We start from the raw sequence: 13,825 nt of genomic DNA on the forward strand, positions 1-13,825 counted from the left end.
TCCGGGCTTTCTGCGGTGGACGTCTGGCTGGGAGGTGTCAGAGCTGGATCGAGGCTGTGCGGTTGCCGCCGTCGTACTTGGCTCGGTACATCATCGAGTCGGCGGCACGGGTGGCTCGGGTGATGGTGGCGGCACCGTCGTTCCACAGGTCCGACGGGCTCGACACCACGGCAGCTCCCACGCTCACCGTGATGGGGATCCGATCGTCGCGGCGGTACAGGGTGTGGCCGATTCGGTGGACCATGTCGTGAGCGTGCTCCATCGTGCCGGCAAACACGACGAGGAACTCTTCGCCTCCTGTTCGGGCGACAACGCCGTCCTCCGCGAACAGAGCTTTCAAGCGGTGCGCGACGGTGACGATGACGTCGTCACCTGCGTCGTGGCCGAAGTAGTCGTTGACGGACTTGAATCGGTCGATGTCCACGACGACGACCACGAGGCAGTGACCCCGGGCGTGGCTTCTCGATATCAGTGACAGTGATGCGTCTTCGACGCCGCGACGGTTGAGCAGTTCGGTCAGGGGGTCGAGCAGTGAGCGTCGGGCATCTCGGCCGATCGCGGTCCATGCGATGTGGGCGAGCAGGGGTATCGCGGAGTTGATGGCGATGGCGACGAGGCCGCCGGCCAGGGCCGTCGGAACGTCCTCGGTTTCGGCCAACATGGCTCGGACAACTGTGACGGAGACGAACACGACGCACCAGGCGAGATGGGCGAGTAGCCAGCGTTGACTGAGGAAGTAGGTACACAACGCACCGGTCACGACGAACAAGCCGGAGCCGATCAGGGCACCGAACGGCTCGTACAGGACGAGCACGGACGTCAGACCGACATCGCCGAAGATGGCGAAAGCGATGAAGTCTCGGCGTGTGGGCAGCGGACCGAAGAACCAGCGCAATGCGACGGCGACCTGGACGAGTAGAACGATTCCGACCCAGGCTTGGGCGAGGAGTCCCTGTGGTCCGCGTGCACTGAACAGCATGAGGATGGACGCTGCCGCGTACAGGATGGTGGCGGCCCCGAACATGTTCTGCAGCGAACGGTGCAGGCCCCGTGTGGAGCGATGGTGGATGATCCACTCGTAATCGAACGGTTGCCGGTACCACTCCTGAAGTGTGGTCCACACAGTGTCGGTCGACGGCTTCCTGTGGCTGCCGGTGCGGACCGATCCGGGTCCGTTGCCCGCTGATGATCGTGTGTCGTTCGTGCCGGCCTCCAGCCCTTACCCCTTTACGATCACAGCCTAGATGTAAAAAGCGGCAATCGGTTTGTTTCAGCGCAAATCAGCGTTCGGACGCCAACGAATTGACGGTTCCTGCGATCTCGTCCGCATCGTCGACCGTAACGGTCAGCTTCTGCCCGTTCGCGAAGGTGAGGAACACGGCCGGACCTTTGCGCGTGGCCACCGCGTAGTTTCCTCGCCCTTTGACGCGGAGGCCCCATCCGCCGAAGTCGGAGAACGGATCGACCTCGCGAACGGACGCTCCGGTGACTTCGCTGATCGAGTATTCGAAGGCAGGCATGCCGAGGCTGCGTACGTGGATGCCGAGTTTGTCGACGATGAGCTCGTACCGCATGAGCGACGAGGTGAACGCCGCGATCGGTGCGAAGACCGCGACCGGCCACCACGACTCGGACAGCCAGCAGGTCAGTGCTGCTGCCGCGGCCAGGATGGTGAACACGATCGCGATGGACGTGCGGCTCGCGCCGATGGGTTCGACGATGGGGAGTTCGGCCCTCGCGCGGGGCAACGTCGACGGTGGCGGTGACGTGGCGTCGACACGGTCTCGATAGTCGCGTAGCTGGGTGGCACCGAGGAGTCCGACGGCGAATCCGACGAGTGTCCCCACTCCGATCGCCCAGCCGGGAATTTCGACGCTGGTCACCGTGGTGACATCGAGTTGCCTGGCCAGTATCGCGAGCTGCAGAACGGTGATGAGACCGACGACGGTGAGGCCGATCATCAACATCGTCCGGCGCAGGGACAACAGTGCGTGGGACAACGCTGCGACGGCGCTGCATCCACCACCGACGAGCACGATGACGATCGCGAGGGTCCAGGCGCTCGTCGACGGACTCATGAATCCGTCCGGTTCGGTGCCCGACCAGTGGGTGGCGATCTGTTCCGGGAGCCGGGTGCGCCAGACGTGGACGGCAACGAGCCCGAGTGCTGCCGCAGCAATCGGCACGGCAACGCCGAAGATCACTCCAGCCGGGTCGAACGTCCGCTGCTTCATGTCCGGGTCTCAGCTCGGGGCGCAGGCGTCCTTGAGGCTGCACGAGATGCAGGAGTGGCCGCAGCCGCCCGTCTCCGAGGTGGGCTTGGCGGCGGCCGCACGTGCGCCGATGGATCCGCCGACACCGGCGGTGACGAACGCCGCGAGCAGGCATACGACGACGGCGATGATCGAGAACGCGCCGCCGAGCATCAGTGCCGATGCACCACCGATGAGTAGCAGAAGCGCCGACGCTGCCGTGGTGGGGCCTGCGACTTTGTTGGCCATGACGAAGGTCTCGTCGTCGCGCATGGACTCTGCAGTTCTGACTCCTGCCCAGCGGTTGCGGGGGAGCTTGCCTGCCAGCGAGGCCGCGGCAACGGAGCCGACGACGAGCGCGAGGACGAACATGAGTATCGACACGACGATCACGCTGGTAAGGATACGTCTTCTACGCGCGCCCGTAGTACGCGCCTCCGGCACACGTGAGTGGAAATGTAGGGCCATCGGGTCGCTCCGCAGGCTCCGCTCCTGCCCCCTGGCCTTGATTTCCACTCGCATAGGCTCTGAGCTGGCCGGATTCCCGCTCACAAGGGCAACAGGTGGCTACGACTAAACTGCGTGGGTGACTGTTCCAGTGGACGCAACGCCCCAGCACCGCTACACCGCGGATGTGGCCGCGCGCATCGAGAAGCAATGGCAAGACCTGTGGGAAGAGCAGGGCACGTTCGACGCTCCCAACCCGGTCGGTGCGCTTGCCGGTGACGTCCCGAAGGACAAGCTCTTCGTTCAGGACATGTTCCCGTACCCATCGGGAAGTGGCCTTCACGTCGGTCACCCGCTCGGGTACATCGCGACGGACGTGTTCGCGCGTTTCCATCGGATGCACGGCCGCAACGTTCTGCATGCGCTCGGATACGACGCCTTCGGTCTGCCTGCGGAGCAGTACGCCGTCCAGACGGGTACGCATCCGCGGACGACGACGGAGGCGAACATCGCCAACATGCGTCGCCAGCTGGGACGCCTCGGCCTCGGTCATGATCGGCGTCGATCCCTGGCGACGACGGATGTCGACTTCTATCACTGGACGCAGTGGATCTTCCTGCAGATCTTCAACTCCTGGTACGACGAGGAGCAGCAGAAGGCGCGCCCCATCGCCGAGTTGGAATCGTCGTTCGCCGACGGTTCGCGTGCGCTCGAGGACGGCCGGGAGTGGTCGGCTCTGTCGGCGGCGGAGAAGGCTGCGGTGCTGGATTCGTTCCGCCTCGTGTACGAGTCCAATTCGTTGGTCAACTGGTGCCCCGGCTTGGGTACGGTGCTGGCGAACGAGGAGGTCACGGCCGACGGTCGCAGCGACCGTGGCAACTTCCCGGTGTTCCGGAAGAACTTGAAGCAGTGGATGATGCGTATCACTGCGTACTCGGATCGCCTGATCGACGATCTCGAGTACCTCGATTGGCCGGACAAGGTCAAGACGATGCAGCGCAACTGGATCGGTCGATCGCGCGGGGCCGAGGTGTCGTTCGGCGACATCACGGTGTTCACGACGCGGCCGGACACGCTGTTCGGTGCCAGTTACGTGGTGCTCGCGCCCGAACACGACCTGGTCGACGGTCTGGTCGCTGCCGCCTGGCCCGACGGTGTGTCGGAAATCTGGACCGGCGGCGCCGCGACTCCCGCGGAGGCCGTTGCGGCATATCGTGCCTCGATCGCCGCGAAGTCGGACCTGGAGCGTCAGGAGAACAAGGAGAAGACCGGCGTCTTCACCGGCTCCTACGCGGTGAACCCCGTCAACGGTGAACAGGTCCCGGTGTTCATCGCGGACTACGTGCTCACCGGCTACGGCACGGGCGCAATCATGGCCGTGCCGTCTCACGACCAGCGTGACTGGGAATTCGCCACGAAGTTCGGTCTGCCCATCCGCGAGGTCATCTCGGGTGGAGACGTCACCGAGGCTGCGTACACCGGCGACGGTCCGTTGGTGAACTCCGGCTTCCTGGACGGACTTTCGGTCGACGACGCCAAGGCCGCCATCGTGGAGAAGCTGGAAGCCGACGGTACGGCCACCGGCAAGATCCAGTACAAGCTGCGAGACTGGCTCTTCGCCCGTCAGCGGTACTGGGGCGAACCGTTCCCCATCGTCTACGACGCCGACGGCAATGCGCACGCCCTCCCGGACAGTGTGCTCCCCGTTGAGCTTCCCGAGGTCGAGGACTACGCACCGGTCTCCTTCGACCCGGACGACGCGAGTTCCGAGCCCTCCCCGCCCCTGGCGAAGGCGTCGGATTGGGTGGAGGTGGAACTGGATCTCGGCGACGGGCTGCAGACGTACCGCCGCGACACCAATGTGATGCCGCAGTGGGCGGGTAGCTCGTGGTACCAGCTGCGGTACATCGATCCGACCAATTCGGAGACGTTCGCGGACCCGGAGAACGAGAAGTACTGGACGGGGCCGCGTCCGGACATCCACGGGCCGAACGATCCGGGCGGTGTCGATCTGTACGTCGGCGGCGTCGAGCATGCGGTGCTGCACCTGCTGTACTCGCGGTTCTGGCACAAGGTGCTGTTCGATCTGGGGCACGTCAGCTCGAGCGAGCCGTACCGTCGCCTCTACAACCAGGGCTACATCCAGGCGTATGCGTTCACCGATGCGCGTGGGGTCTACGTTCCGGCCGAGGAGGTCGAAGAACGTGACGGCGGGTACTTTTACCAGGGCGAACCCGTCAATCGCGAGTACGGGAAGATGGGCAAGAGCCTGAAGAACTCGGTCTCGCCCGACGACATCTTCACCGAGTACGGCGCCGACACGCTGCGTGTGTACGAGATGTCGATGGGTCCGCTGGACACGTCGCGTCCGTGGGCGACGAAGGACGTCGTCGGCGCGCAGCGTTTCCTGCAGCGCGTGTGGCGTCTGGTGCTCGACGAAGAGACCGGCGCTGTGCGCGTCACCGACGACAAGCCCACCGAGGACACGTTGCGCGTCCTCAACCGGGTGATCGACGGGGTGGAAGCGGATTACACTGCGCTGCGCGACAATACGGCCGGCGCCAAGCTCATCGAGCTGACCAACCACCTCACGAAGGCGTACCCGGACGGTGCACCGCGCGGTGTCGTGGAGCCGCTGGTCCTGATGCTCGCACCGATGGCACCGCACTTGTCCGAGGAGCTGTGGAAGCTGCTCGGCCACGACCGTTCGCTCGCCCACGGGCCGTTCCCGCGGGTGGAGAAGAAATGGCTCGTCGCGGACACCGTCGACTACCCGATCCAGGTCAACGGCAAGGTCCGTAGCCGCATCTCCGTGCCTGCCGATGCGGCTCCCGCCGACGTCGAGAAAATCGCGTTGGAGGACGAGAAGATCGCAGCCCTGCTGGACGGAAAGGCGCCGACGAAGGTCATCGTCATTCCGGGACGCATGGTCAACATCGTTCTGAAGTAATCCCCCAACTCACATAGACCCATCCTTTGAGGATGAGACTTGCGTTCGGCGGTGTAACAGCGGGCATGGGTGCGCTTTAATCTGTCTCATGTCACGAGTTGGTAAAGGCTTCTTGGTCGGCGTGGTCGCGGCCGTGGTGGTCGGGTCGAGTGCGTTCGTTGCCCAGGCGGATCCGGGGCCCGGGTCGCCGATCCCGGCGAACGATCCGTTCTACAGCTACGACGGGTCTCTCGACGTTGCGCCGGGCACGGTGTTGCGGAGTCGGCCGATGACGTTCGCAACGCCGACCCTGACCACGCCGATCACCGGGGATCAGGTGCTGTTCCGCACCACCGATCAACAGGGTCGCGGCGCAGTCACCGCGGCGGTCGTTCTGCGACCGCTGATTCCCGGCCCGACCAAGATCGTCTCGTACCACATGGCGTACGACGCCCTCGGTTCCCAGTGCGACCCGTCCTACACCCTCAGTGGTGGTGCGACGAGTCCTATTGCCGAGGCGGAGCAGGCAGTGATCGCGGGTTACCTCGCTGCGGGATACACCGTCGTCGCGCCGGATTACGAAGGTGAAGAACTGGAGTGGACGATCGGACGACAGTCCGGATACGCCGCGCTGGACGGTATTCGCGCGGCCGAGCAGTTCCTGCAGGTGCCGACGTCGACTCCCGTCGGGATGATCGGATACTCGGGCGGCTCGGTTCCGACGCAGTGGGGTGCCGAGGTTGCACCGAGTTACGCGCCGGAGCTCAACCTTGTCGGCGTCGCGGCGGGTGGTCTCCCAGTCGACCTCGCGCACAATCTTCCTTACGTCAGCGGAAGCGCGCAATGGGCGGGTGTGATTCCGGCACTCATCGTCGCGTACCAGCGGGCGTACGGACTGAACACGAGCGAATTCGTCTCGGACTACGGGCTGCAGGTCATGGACCAGGTGGATCAGGAGTGCATCGCGCAGTTCGCCGACGACTACCCCACCCTCACCGATGCAGACATGGTGAAGGCGCCGTACACGTCACTTCTGGATGTGCCGGAGGTAGTCGAGGCGATCAACGACAACATCATGGGCACAGCAGGTACACCGCGTATTCCGATGTTCTTGGCTGTGGGCCATGCGGATCCGATCGGTGACACCATCATGATCACTGCCGACGTTCAGGCGCTTGCACACCAGTACTGCAGCCAGGGCGTCGACGTCCAATACTCGCAGTACGACGGGTTGACCCACGGCGAGGCTTTTCCACCGTTCGAGGCCCAGGGGCTGCTGTTCATGACCGAGCGTTTCTCGGGGGCGCCGACGCACAGCAATTGCGCCACGATTCCCCCGGGCAACAGCCTCGCGCCGACGCCGGTGCCCTAGAGCAGCGTGGGTAGGACTCCCCCGTCGACTCTGACCGCTGCGCCGTTGGTGGCCGAGGCGATCGGGCTGGCCAGGAATGTCACCATGTTCGCGATTTCGGCCGGTTCGATGAAACGTTGCAGCAGGGACGTCGTGTTGGAGCTCGCGATCGCAGATTTCAGGTCGTCGACGGGGATGGACCGCGCCGCGGCGAGAGCGTCGATGGTCCGTGCTACTCCGTCGGAGTAGGTGGGTCCACCGAGGACGGAATTGACGGTCACAGCGGTGCCTTTCGTGAGCTTGGCCAATCCGTTTCCCAGGGACAGCATCGCGGTCTTGGTCGTGCCGTAGTGGATCATGTCGGCCGGCACGTCGACTCCGGATTCACTGCTGACGAACAGGATTCGTCCCCATCCACGCCCCAGCATGCCGGGCATGAGGCGTCGGGCGAGGCGCACTCCGCTCATGACGTTGACGTCGAAGTATCGCTGCCAGTCGTCGTCGGAGATGTCGGTGAAGGGTGTGAGTTCGAACAGACCGACGTTGTTCACGAGGATGTCGACGTCCCCGAGCCGGTCGACGAGGAGTTCGACGTCGGTGGCCACGGAGAAGTCGGCGACGATTCCGCGGACGGTGGCGTCGGGGGCGTGATGCTGCAGGGACTCGACGGCACGGTCGAGCCGCGCGGTGTCGCGGCCGTTGATCGTCACGTCGACGCCTTCGGCGAGCAGCGACCGCGCGACGGCGTATCCGATTCCTTCGGTGGAACCGCTGACGAATGCCGATTTTCCGGTGAGGTTCATGTCCATGCGTCGATCGTCGTGCACGTCGATCAGCGGCCGATCAGCGCGAACTAGAATCGCAGCGTGAGCGAGCTTCGAATCCGCGTTCTCGGCCCGGTGGAGGCGGAGATCGACGGTACGCCGGTGCGCATCTCGAAGCCGCGTCTCCGCGAGGTGCTCTGCTTGCTGGCGATCGCTCGCGGTAGGACGGTGCAGACGTCGAGTCTCGTCGACGATCTGTGGGAGGACGCACCTGCGGGTGCACTCGGCATCGTGCAGACCTTCGTCGGTGAGCTTCGGAAGATTCTGGAACCGGGGAGGCCGGCGCGCACTCCCCCGACGACGGTGGTGACCAGGGGTTCCGGATACGCACTCGATCTGGCCGCCGACGCGGTGGATCTGTGGCGCGCGGAGCAGCTGCTTTTGGACGACGAGCCCGAGCATGCACTCGAGCAGTGGACCGGACGGGCGTTCGAGGAGTTCGAGGATCGCGCGTGGGCCACGGGGGAACGCGCGCGAATCGCCGAGCTCAGGGCCGGTGCGGTGGAGCGTCTTGCGGAGTCGCGAATCGCCGAGGCCAAGTGGGACAGCACCATTGCGTTGCTCGACCGCCACGTCGACGAGCACCCGTGGCGTGAGGAGGGGTGGCGTCTGTCGGCTCTCGCGTTGTACGGGGCTGGTCGGCAGGGCGACGCTCTCGAGGTTCTGCGTCGTGCTCGCGAGACGTTCGTCCGTGGGCTCGGCCTCGATCCGAGTGATCGCCTGGCAAATGTGGAACAGCGCATTCTGACACGGGATCCTGGGCTGCTCTCTCATGGCAGCTCTGTTCTGATGCAGACCGCGGCAGCGCAGGCGCGCGGCGGTGCGCGATCGCAGATCGAAAGTGCCACAGCACTTCTGCCGCTTCTTGCACAGTCCGGTTCGGTCGACGCCGCCACCGAGCAGCGCGTGGCGACGATCCGCGCTGCCGAGCAGTTCGGTGATCCAGAGCTGACGGCACGCGTCATCGTGGGCTACGACGTTCCGGGAGTCTGGACGCGGTCCGATGATCCGGCGAAATCAGCAGCGATCGTCGAGGCCGCCGACCGGACTCTGGCGATCTTCCCGCCGACGGCATCGACCCGAGTACGGGCCCGTCTGCTGGCGACGATCGCGATGGAATCTCGTGGCGTGGACAGCCGGATGGACGAGGCCTGGGAGGCCGAGCGGCTGGCGCGGACCCTCGGCGACCCGGCGCTGCGCTGCCTCGCGCTGAGCGCACGCTATTTACAGACGTGTCGGACAACCGGCCTGGCCCGCGATCGTGAACGCATCGGTGCCGACATCATCGATATCGCAGTGGCTTCCGAGTTGTCCACCTTCGACATCGCCGGTCGATTGATTCGAATGCAAGCGTTGTGTGCGCTCGACGACATCGACGAAGCCTCGGTGGAGGCAGACCTCGTGGACGGAATCGCCGCCAGATTCGATCGCCCCCTCGCGTCGGTGTTCACCGCGTGGTTTCGCTACACCTTCACCGGCGGACCACCTCCGCCCGACGGTGACGAAATGCCTGGATTCCGAACCGGATTGACTGCCATGTCCGCGCTGACCACGGCTCTGCGGAACGGCACTGCGCTGCCCAGGGGAGACTTCGGCCCCTATGCGCCGTGGGTCGCACCGCTCCTCGCGACCGACGCGGAGGCGTCGGGCATGCTCGAGAGGGTCCCCGATCCGCCGCACGATCTGATGGCCGAAATCTGTTGGTACCTCGTCGGTACAGCGGCCCTGCGCGTCGGGCACCACGGCGCTGCTCGACGCGCACACGCGGCGTTGCTCCCTGCCGTCGGCGAGCGTGCGGCGGGATCCGGGGCACTCGATCTGGGCCCGATCGGCCCGTTGATCACGGCGTTGGAGTGACTCCGCGGCAGTAACGCGCCAGCATCATCTCCACTGCTTCGTCGACGACGTGCAGTACGGCATCGTCCTCGGGCGTCCACTGCACCAGCAGCAGGCGCGGCCAGAAGACGTAGTTCGAGATCATTCCGAGGAATTGAGTGGCCGCGAGCTCGGCGTCGTCGAGTCGGATGGTTCCGCGCGCGTTCTCGGCGTCGAGGTACGCCCGAACGGAGTCGAAGTACGGCATCTTTCCGAGGTCGAACTGTGTGCGTCCGAGCTCGGGAAAGCGCGGTACCTCGGCGATGACGATGCGGAAGAGCTTCGCCATGCTCGGCTGGGTCAGCAGCTCGGCGTATCCCCGGCCGATGGACGTCAATCCTGCACGGAGACTCCCCGGATGCGGCTCGACTGTGGTGTTGCTCTTGGTGTTCCACGATGCGTCGACGATGGCCTCGAACAGGGCGGCCTTCGTCGGAAATTGTTTGAACAGGGTGGCTTTCGACACGCCTGCTTCGACGGCGACTTTGGCCAGCGAGGTCCTGTCGTATCCGAGGTCGAGAAACAAGCTGGTTGCAGCGTCGACGATCGCGGATCGTTTCTGCTCGGCGACGTCTCGGTGGTACGACGACGATTGTGCGGCCATGTCCCCAGTGTGCCGCATCATGAGGCGAGTCACTTGACTCACCTCTCGGGTCGGCGCTACCGTTCCTATTGGTGAGTCGAGCGACTCACCAATATGAGAGGGAGAACATCGTGGGACGTTTCGAGGGCACAACGGTCGTCGTCACCGGAGGGGCTGGAGGACAGGGCGCCAGTCACGTCCGGGCCTATCACCGGGAAGGCGCCAGCGTGGTCGTGGCTGGAATCGCGGAGGACCGCAGTCGCGCGTTGGTCGAGGAGTTGGGGGATCGAGCTCTGTTCGCTCGGCTCGACGTCGCCGACGAACAGAACTGGGCGACCGTCGTCGCCGCGGCAGAGCGCCACTTCGGACCGATCTCGGTTCTGGTCAACAACGCGGGAATCCAGAACCCTGCCGCCACCATCGAAAACACCGAGCTCGACGTGTGGGAACGGGTCCTGGCGATCAACCTCACGGGACAGTTCCTGGGAATCAAGACGGTCACCCCGTCGATGCGACGAGGGGGCGGCGGGGTCGTCGTCAACATCGCGTCCACCATGGCGCACGGAGGGACCGCGATGTACGCCCCGTATGTCGCGAGCAAATGGGCGTTGCGAGGGCTGACCCGCACTGCTGCACTGGAACTCGGCCGCGACAACATTCGAGTGAACTCCATCCATCCTGGAGTCGTCGCCACGCCGCTCATCACCGAACCGACCGTCGCCGGACAAGCGCCTATCGGCGACTTCTACTCCCCCGATCCCTATGCTGTTCCGCGACTCGGGGAACCGGGAGACATCACCTCGGCACTGCTCTTCCTGACATCGCCGGATGCCGCCTTCGCGACGGGAACAGAACTGGTCGTCGACGGTGGGCTGTTGCTCGGGCCCGCCCTTCCGGCGGAGGAAGCAGCACTTCGATGACGATCACCGCCGACGATATCCACGCAGCTGCCCCGTACGAGGTTCCGCGGTTGCCACGGCTACTCCGATGAGAGTCGGCCGAGGCCGAGTAGTCGTCTCGGTGGACATTGCCGACGAGTCAGGCAAGTCTTCTGCGCACGTGATTCGGACAGTGCACGTTCGCATTTCGTGACGCTGAATATGTCAGAAGAAGCGATCGGCCAGTTCGCCGACGAGGGAGAGATCGCGTGCGTCGGGAATCAGGTACTTGGTGACGGTTCCGCTGATGAACGGGTGCCAGGCGCCGCCGCCGAACTCGTCGGCAACTACCACTGCTTGCCCGACGAACACGCCGGGGAAATGCCGAGCCGCCAGTGTGCCGTTGTGTGCGGCGATGGCCAGGAGTTCCTCGGCGCGGCTGCGGTCGATGACGTCGCCCATTCGTGCCAGGAGTTCGCGGCCCGTGTCGGCGGCCTGCGGACGTGGCTCGGCCGACACCAGGACGAGCTGCCCGACGCTCACGCCCCGGCGCTGGAGTTCGACGGCTATCGCGTGGGCGAGAACGCCGCCGAAGGAGACACCGAGAAGATGCACGGTTCCCGACGCCTGGACCGCCACGATCTCGTCGGCGTAGAGCGCGGCGAGCGATGTCAGGGACTCGGCCTTGGTGCTGATCGCCTGAACCCCGTACACGGGCCGATCCTCGGCGACATGCTCCACGAGCTCGGCGTAGCAGCTGGTCAGCCCCTCGATCGGGTGGATGCAGAAGACTGGAGCCTGGGTGCCGGTGGTCCGGATGGGTAGAACCGCTGGCGATGCGTAGCTGGTGACCGCAGTGTCGGCGTAATCGGTGAAGGCCAACTTCGAGTAATCGTTCACTACGGTCATGCGGTGCCTCCAGGGTCGAGTCTGTCGGGATGTCTTCAGTGGGTCTCTTGTGCCGCCTGAGGAGTATGTCGCGCATTCAACCAACACTGTTACCCGCGTCACAGACTCGTTATATTACGATTCGGTCGAGCCCCCGAATGACACTGGTGGGATTCGTGATTCATCCAGTGCATCTCGAGTTCGCACTTGTGCAGACGACACGCCGGTGAGGACCTGCACAAGTGCGAATTCGCTGGGTTCAGAACACCCAGTTCTGCAGGACGACGCAGGTGACGGTGCCGCCGAGGATGCTGAGGGCGATGTTGCGGCGCCAGAGGTGCAGGCCGATGGTGACGGTGACGCCGGCGAGGGGTGGGATGCCGTGGGCGGCGCCGGTGAGGTCGATGGAGGACAGGGCGTAGACGGCGAGGATGGCGACGGCGCCGAGGGGCATCCATTTGCCCAGCGACTCGAGGACGGCCGATTCGCGGAGGGATGACCGGACGAGGAACGGAATTGCTCTCAGCGAGAACGTGATTCCGACGGCGACGGCCAGGGCTGCGGCGATGTACCAGTAGTCAACCACGCTGGTGCCTGACCATCAGGGCGGCGGTGAACACGCACATTGCCACAACCAGCATCGATCCGGGCGCGAGGAGGTAGCCGATGACCCCGGCGCCGACGGCGAGCCCGAGGGTGACGCGGTCGGGGTTTTCGCGGTAGACGTCGAGGAACAGCACGACGAACAGTGCGGTGAGAACGAAGTCGAGTCCTTCGAGGCCTGAGAGTAGTGAACTTCCGATACCGGCGCCGACGAGGGATCCCATCATCCACGACGAGTGCAGACCCAACTGCGTCCACAGGATTTGTTTGCCCCGTAGGCGCGCGGACGCGAGGGCGAAGGCTTCGTCGCAGAGGGCGAAGATGCTGTACAGCTTCGCCATTCGGCCGTCGACTTGCTGCAAGGGGAAGGTGAGACCGTAGAACAGGTGCCGGGAGTTGACCAGCAGTGTGGTGATCGCGATCGCGGCAAGGGGTGCGGATGCGGCCAGGAGCCCGACCAGGATGAATTCGACGGAGCCCGCGAAGAGGACGCCGGACATGATCGGCGCAAGCCACCACGGGAGGTTGTGCGCGGTGACGATCACGCCGAAACCGATTCCCAGAACGAACAATCCGAGCCATACGACGCCTGCGGACCGGGTGGCGTCGCGGAGCGGGGAGCGAAGCTGGGTGGGGGCGAGCGTGGTCATGCGGCAATGATAGGAAATCAGGCGAGCGATTTTGTTGCCGCTTCTTGTGTAAAGCGCGAGAGGCGCGCAATATCAGAGATGTGGATGCCATCGATGAACACATTTTGTTGCTGTTGCAGGAGAACGGCAGGTTGACCAATCAGGAGCTGGCGGCACAGGTCGGCCTCACACCGGCGCCGTGCCTGAGGCGCGTCCGCAAGTTGGAGGAGGATGGTGTCATCACGGGGTACTCCGCGATAGTCGACCGAACGCGCATGGGACGGGGGTTCGAAGTCATCATCCATGCGGACCTCGTCGCGAAGGACTTCCGGACGGTGGCCGCATTCGAGGAACGCATGGCCGGGATGTCCGAGGTCGCGGAGTTGCGCAGGATGTTCGGCATCCCCGACTATTTCGTTCGTGTTCGTGTGGCGGACCTTGCAGCGTTCGAAAAGTGGCTCACGACACAACTTATGGGCGATCCTGCTATCGCGAGGGTGGACTCGCGTATCACCATGAAAATTCTCAAGTCCGACGCTCCGTGATCTTCGGTGACCTACCATCGT

Annotated in this window: 13 protein-coding genes; 5 read left to right on the forward strand and 8 right to left on the reverse strand. The window is 64.6% G+C overall.

All coding sequences use genetic code 11. The features are described 5' to 3' along the window. Positions 1–37 precede the first annotated feature (37 nt). The 3 genes from ACFULT_RS01520 to ACFULT_RS01530 all read right to left on the reverse strand — a co-directional run bounded on the left by ACFULT_RS01520 (position 38) and on the right by ACFULT_RS01530 (position 2,645). A complete protein-coding gene (locus ACFULT_RS01520) occupies positions 38–1,123 on the reverse strand; it encodes a diguanylate cyclase domain-containing protein (RefSeq protein ID WP_378480430.1) in 1,086 nt (361 codons plus the stop codon). A gap of 157 nt (positions 1,124–1,280) precedes the next feature. Next, the gene (locus ACFULT_RS01525) at positions 1,281–2,234 is read right to left on the reverse strand and encodes a DUF1648 domain-containing protein (protein ID WP_037109908.1); all 954 of its coding nucleotides are present in this window, start codon (positions 2,232–2,234) and stop codon (positions 1,281–1,283) included. A 9-nt stretch (positions 2,235–2,243) separates the two neighbouring features. Next, positions 2,244–2,645, reverse strand: a complete 402-nt coding sequence (locus ACFULT_RS01530; protein ID WP_378480431.1) for an SdpI family protein — start codon at positions 2,643–2,645, stop codon at positions 2,244–2,246. Positions 2,646–2,838: 193 nt separating this feature from the next. Between ACFULT_RS01530 and leuS the strand changes: the two genes are divergently transcribed. Both leuS and ACFULT_RS01540 read left to right on the forward strand, forming a co-directional pair. Continuing rightward, the gene (gene leuS / locus ACFULT_RS01535; RefSeq protein WP_371828862.1) at positions 2,839–5,649 is read left to right on the forward strand and encodes a leucine--tRNA ligase; all 2,811 of its coding nucleotides are present in this window, start codon (positions 2,839–2,841) and stop codon (positions 5,647–5,649) included. An 88-nt stretch (positions 5,650–5,737) separates the two neighbouring features. Beyond that, a complete protein-coding gene (locus tag ACFULT_RS01540) occupies positions 5,738–7,000 on the forward strand; it encodes a lipase family protein (RefSeq protein ID WP_378480432.1) in 1,263 nt (420 codons plus the stop codon). Here the strand turns inward: ACFULT_RS01540 and ACFULT_RS01545 are convergent. Beyond that, positions 6,997–7,788, reverse strand: a complete 792-nt coding sequence (locus ACFULT_RS01545; RefSeq protein WP_378480433.1) for an SDR family NAD(P)-dependent oxidoreductase — start codon at positions 7,786–7,788, stop codon at positions 6,997–6,999. The two genes, ACFULT_RS01540 and ACFULT_RS01545, sit on opposite strands and share 4 nt — an antisense overlap. A 57-nt stretch (positions 7,789–7,845) precedes the next feature. Here ACFULT_RS01545 and ACFULT_RS01550 point away from each other — a divergent pair, with 57 nt between their 5' ends. Next, entirely contained in the window at positions 7,846–9,660 is a 1,815-nt protein-coding gene (locus ACFULT_RS01550) for a BTAD domain-containing putative transcriptional regulator (protein WP_378480434.1), read from the forward strand. On the opposite strand, the gene ACFULT_RS01555 is transcribed toward ACFULT_RS01550, so the two are convergent. Next, positions 9,644–10,282: a TetR/AcrR family transcriptional regulator gene (locus tag ACFULT_RS01555; RefSeq protein WP_378480435.1), complete on the reverse strand. Its 639-nt coding sequence runs from the start codon at positions 10,280–10,282 to the stop codon at positions 9,644–9,646. The genes ACFULT_RS01550 and ACFULT_RS01555 overlap by 17 nt on opposite strands. A gap of 110 nt (positions 10,283–10,392) precedes the next feature. Between ACFULT_RS01555 and ACFULT_RS01560 the strand changes: the two genes are divergently transcribed. After that, positions 10,393–11,181, forward strand: a complete 789-nt coding sequence (locus ACFULT_RS01560) for an SDR family NAD(P)-dependent oxidoreductase (RefSeq protein ID WP_037140903.1) — start codon at positions 10,393–10,395, stop codon at positions 11,179–11,181. 183 nt (positions 11,182–11,364) lie between these two features. On the opposite strand, the gene ACFULT_RS01565 is transcribed toward ACFULT_RS01560, so the two are convergent. From ACFULT_RS01565 to ACFULT_RS01575, 3 genes are all read right to left on the reverse strand, one after another. Next, positions 11,365–12,048, reverse strand: a complete 684-nt coding sequence (locus ACFULT_RS01565; protein WP_037140904.1) for a thioesterase domain-containing protein — start codon at positions 12,046–12,048, stop codon at positions 11,365–11,367. Between the two features lie 238 nt (positions 12,049–12,286). After that, positions 12,287–12,613 (reverse strand): branched-chain amino acid transporter permease, encoded by a 327-nt coding sequence (locus ACFULT_RS01570; protein WP_378480436.1) that lies wholly within the window; start codon positions 12,611–12,613, stop codon positions 12,287–12,289. Further along, complete coding sequence (locus ACFULT_RS01575; protein WP_378480437.1) at positions 12,606–13,280, reverse strand: AzlC family ABC transporter permease; 675 nt, start codon at positions 13,278–13,280, stop codon at positions 12,606–12,608. Before ACFULT_RS01575 ends, ACFULT_RS01570 begins: the two co-directional genes overlap by 8 nt. An 80-nt stretch (positions 13,281–13,360) precedes the next feature. Between ACFULT_RS01575 and ACFULT_RS01580 the strand changes: the two genes are divergently transcribed. Continuing rightward, positions 13,361–13,804 carry an Lrp/AsnC family transcriptional regulator gene (locus tag ACFULT_RS01580; RefSeq protein ID WP_037140909.1) on the forward strand — a complete coding sequence of 148 codons (444 nt, stop codon included), beginning with the start codon at positions 13,361–13,363 and terminating at the stop codon, positions 13,802–13,804. The last annotated feature ends 21 nt before the right edge of the window (positions 13,805–13,825 follow it).

This window comes from Rhodococcus sp. NPDC057297 (genome assembly GCF_042667435.1).
GTDB lineage: Bacteria > Actinomycetota > Actinomycetes > Mycobacteriales > Mycobacteriaceae > Rhodococcoides.

Bases quoted from the DNA above. Each gene is read 5' to 3' on its own strand.
- ACFULT_RS01525 (WP_037109908.1), bottom strand. From the start codon at position 2,234: ATGAAGCAGCGGACGTTCGACCCGGCTGGAGTGATCTTCGGCGTTGCC.
- ACFULT_RS01540 (WP_378480432.1), top strand. From the start codon at position 5,738: ATGTCACGAGTTGGTAAAGGCTTCTTGGTCGGCGTGGTCGCGGCCGTG.
- ACFULT_RS01545 (WP_378480433.1), bottom strand. From the start codon at position 7,788: ATGGACATGAACCTCACCGGAAAATCGGCATTCGTCAGCGGTTCCACC.
- ACFULT_RS01555 (WP_378480435.1), bottom strand. From the start codon at position 10,282: ATGGCCGCACAATCGTCGTCGTACCACCGAGACGTCGCCGAGCAGAAA.
- ACFULT_RS01565 (WP_037140904.1), bottom strand. From the start codon at position 12,048: ATGACCGTAGTGAACGATTACTCGAAGTTGGCCTTCACCGATTACGCC.
- ACFULT_RS01575 (WP_378480437.1), bottom strand. From the start codon at position 13,280: ATGACCACGCTCGCCCCCACCCAGCTTCGCTCCCCGCTCCGCGACGCC.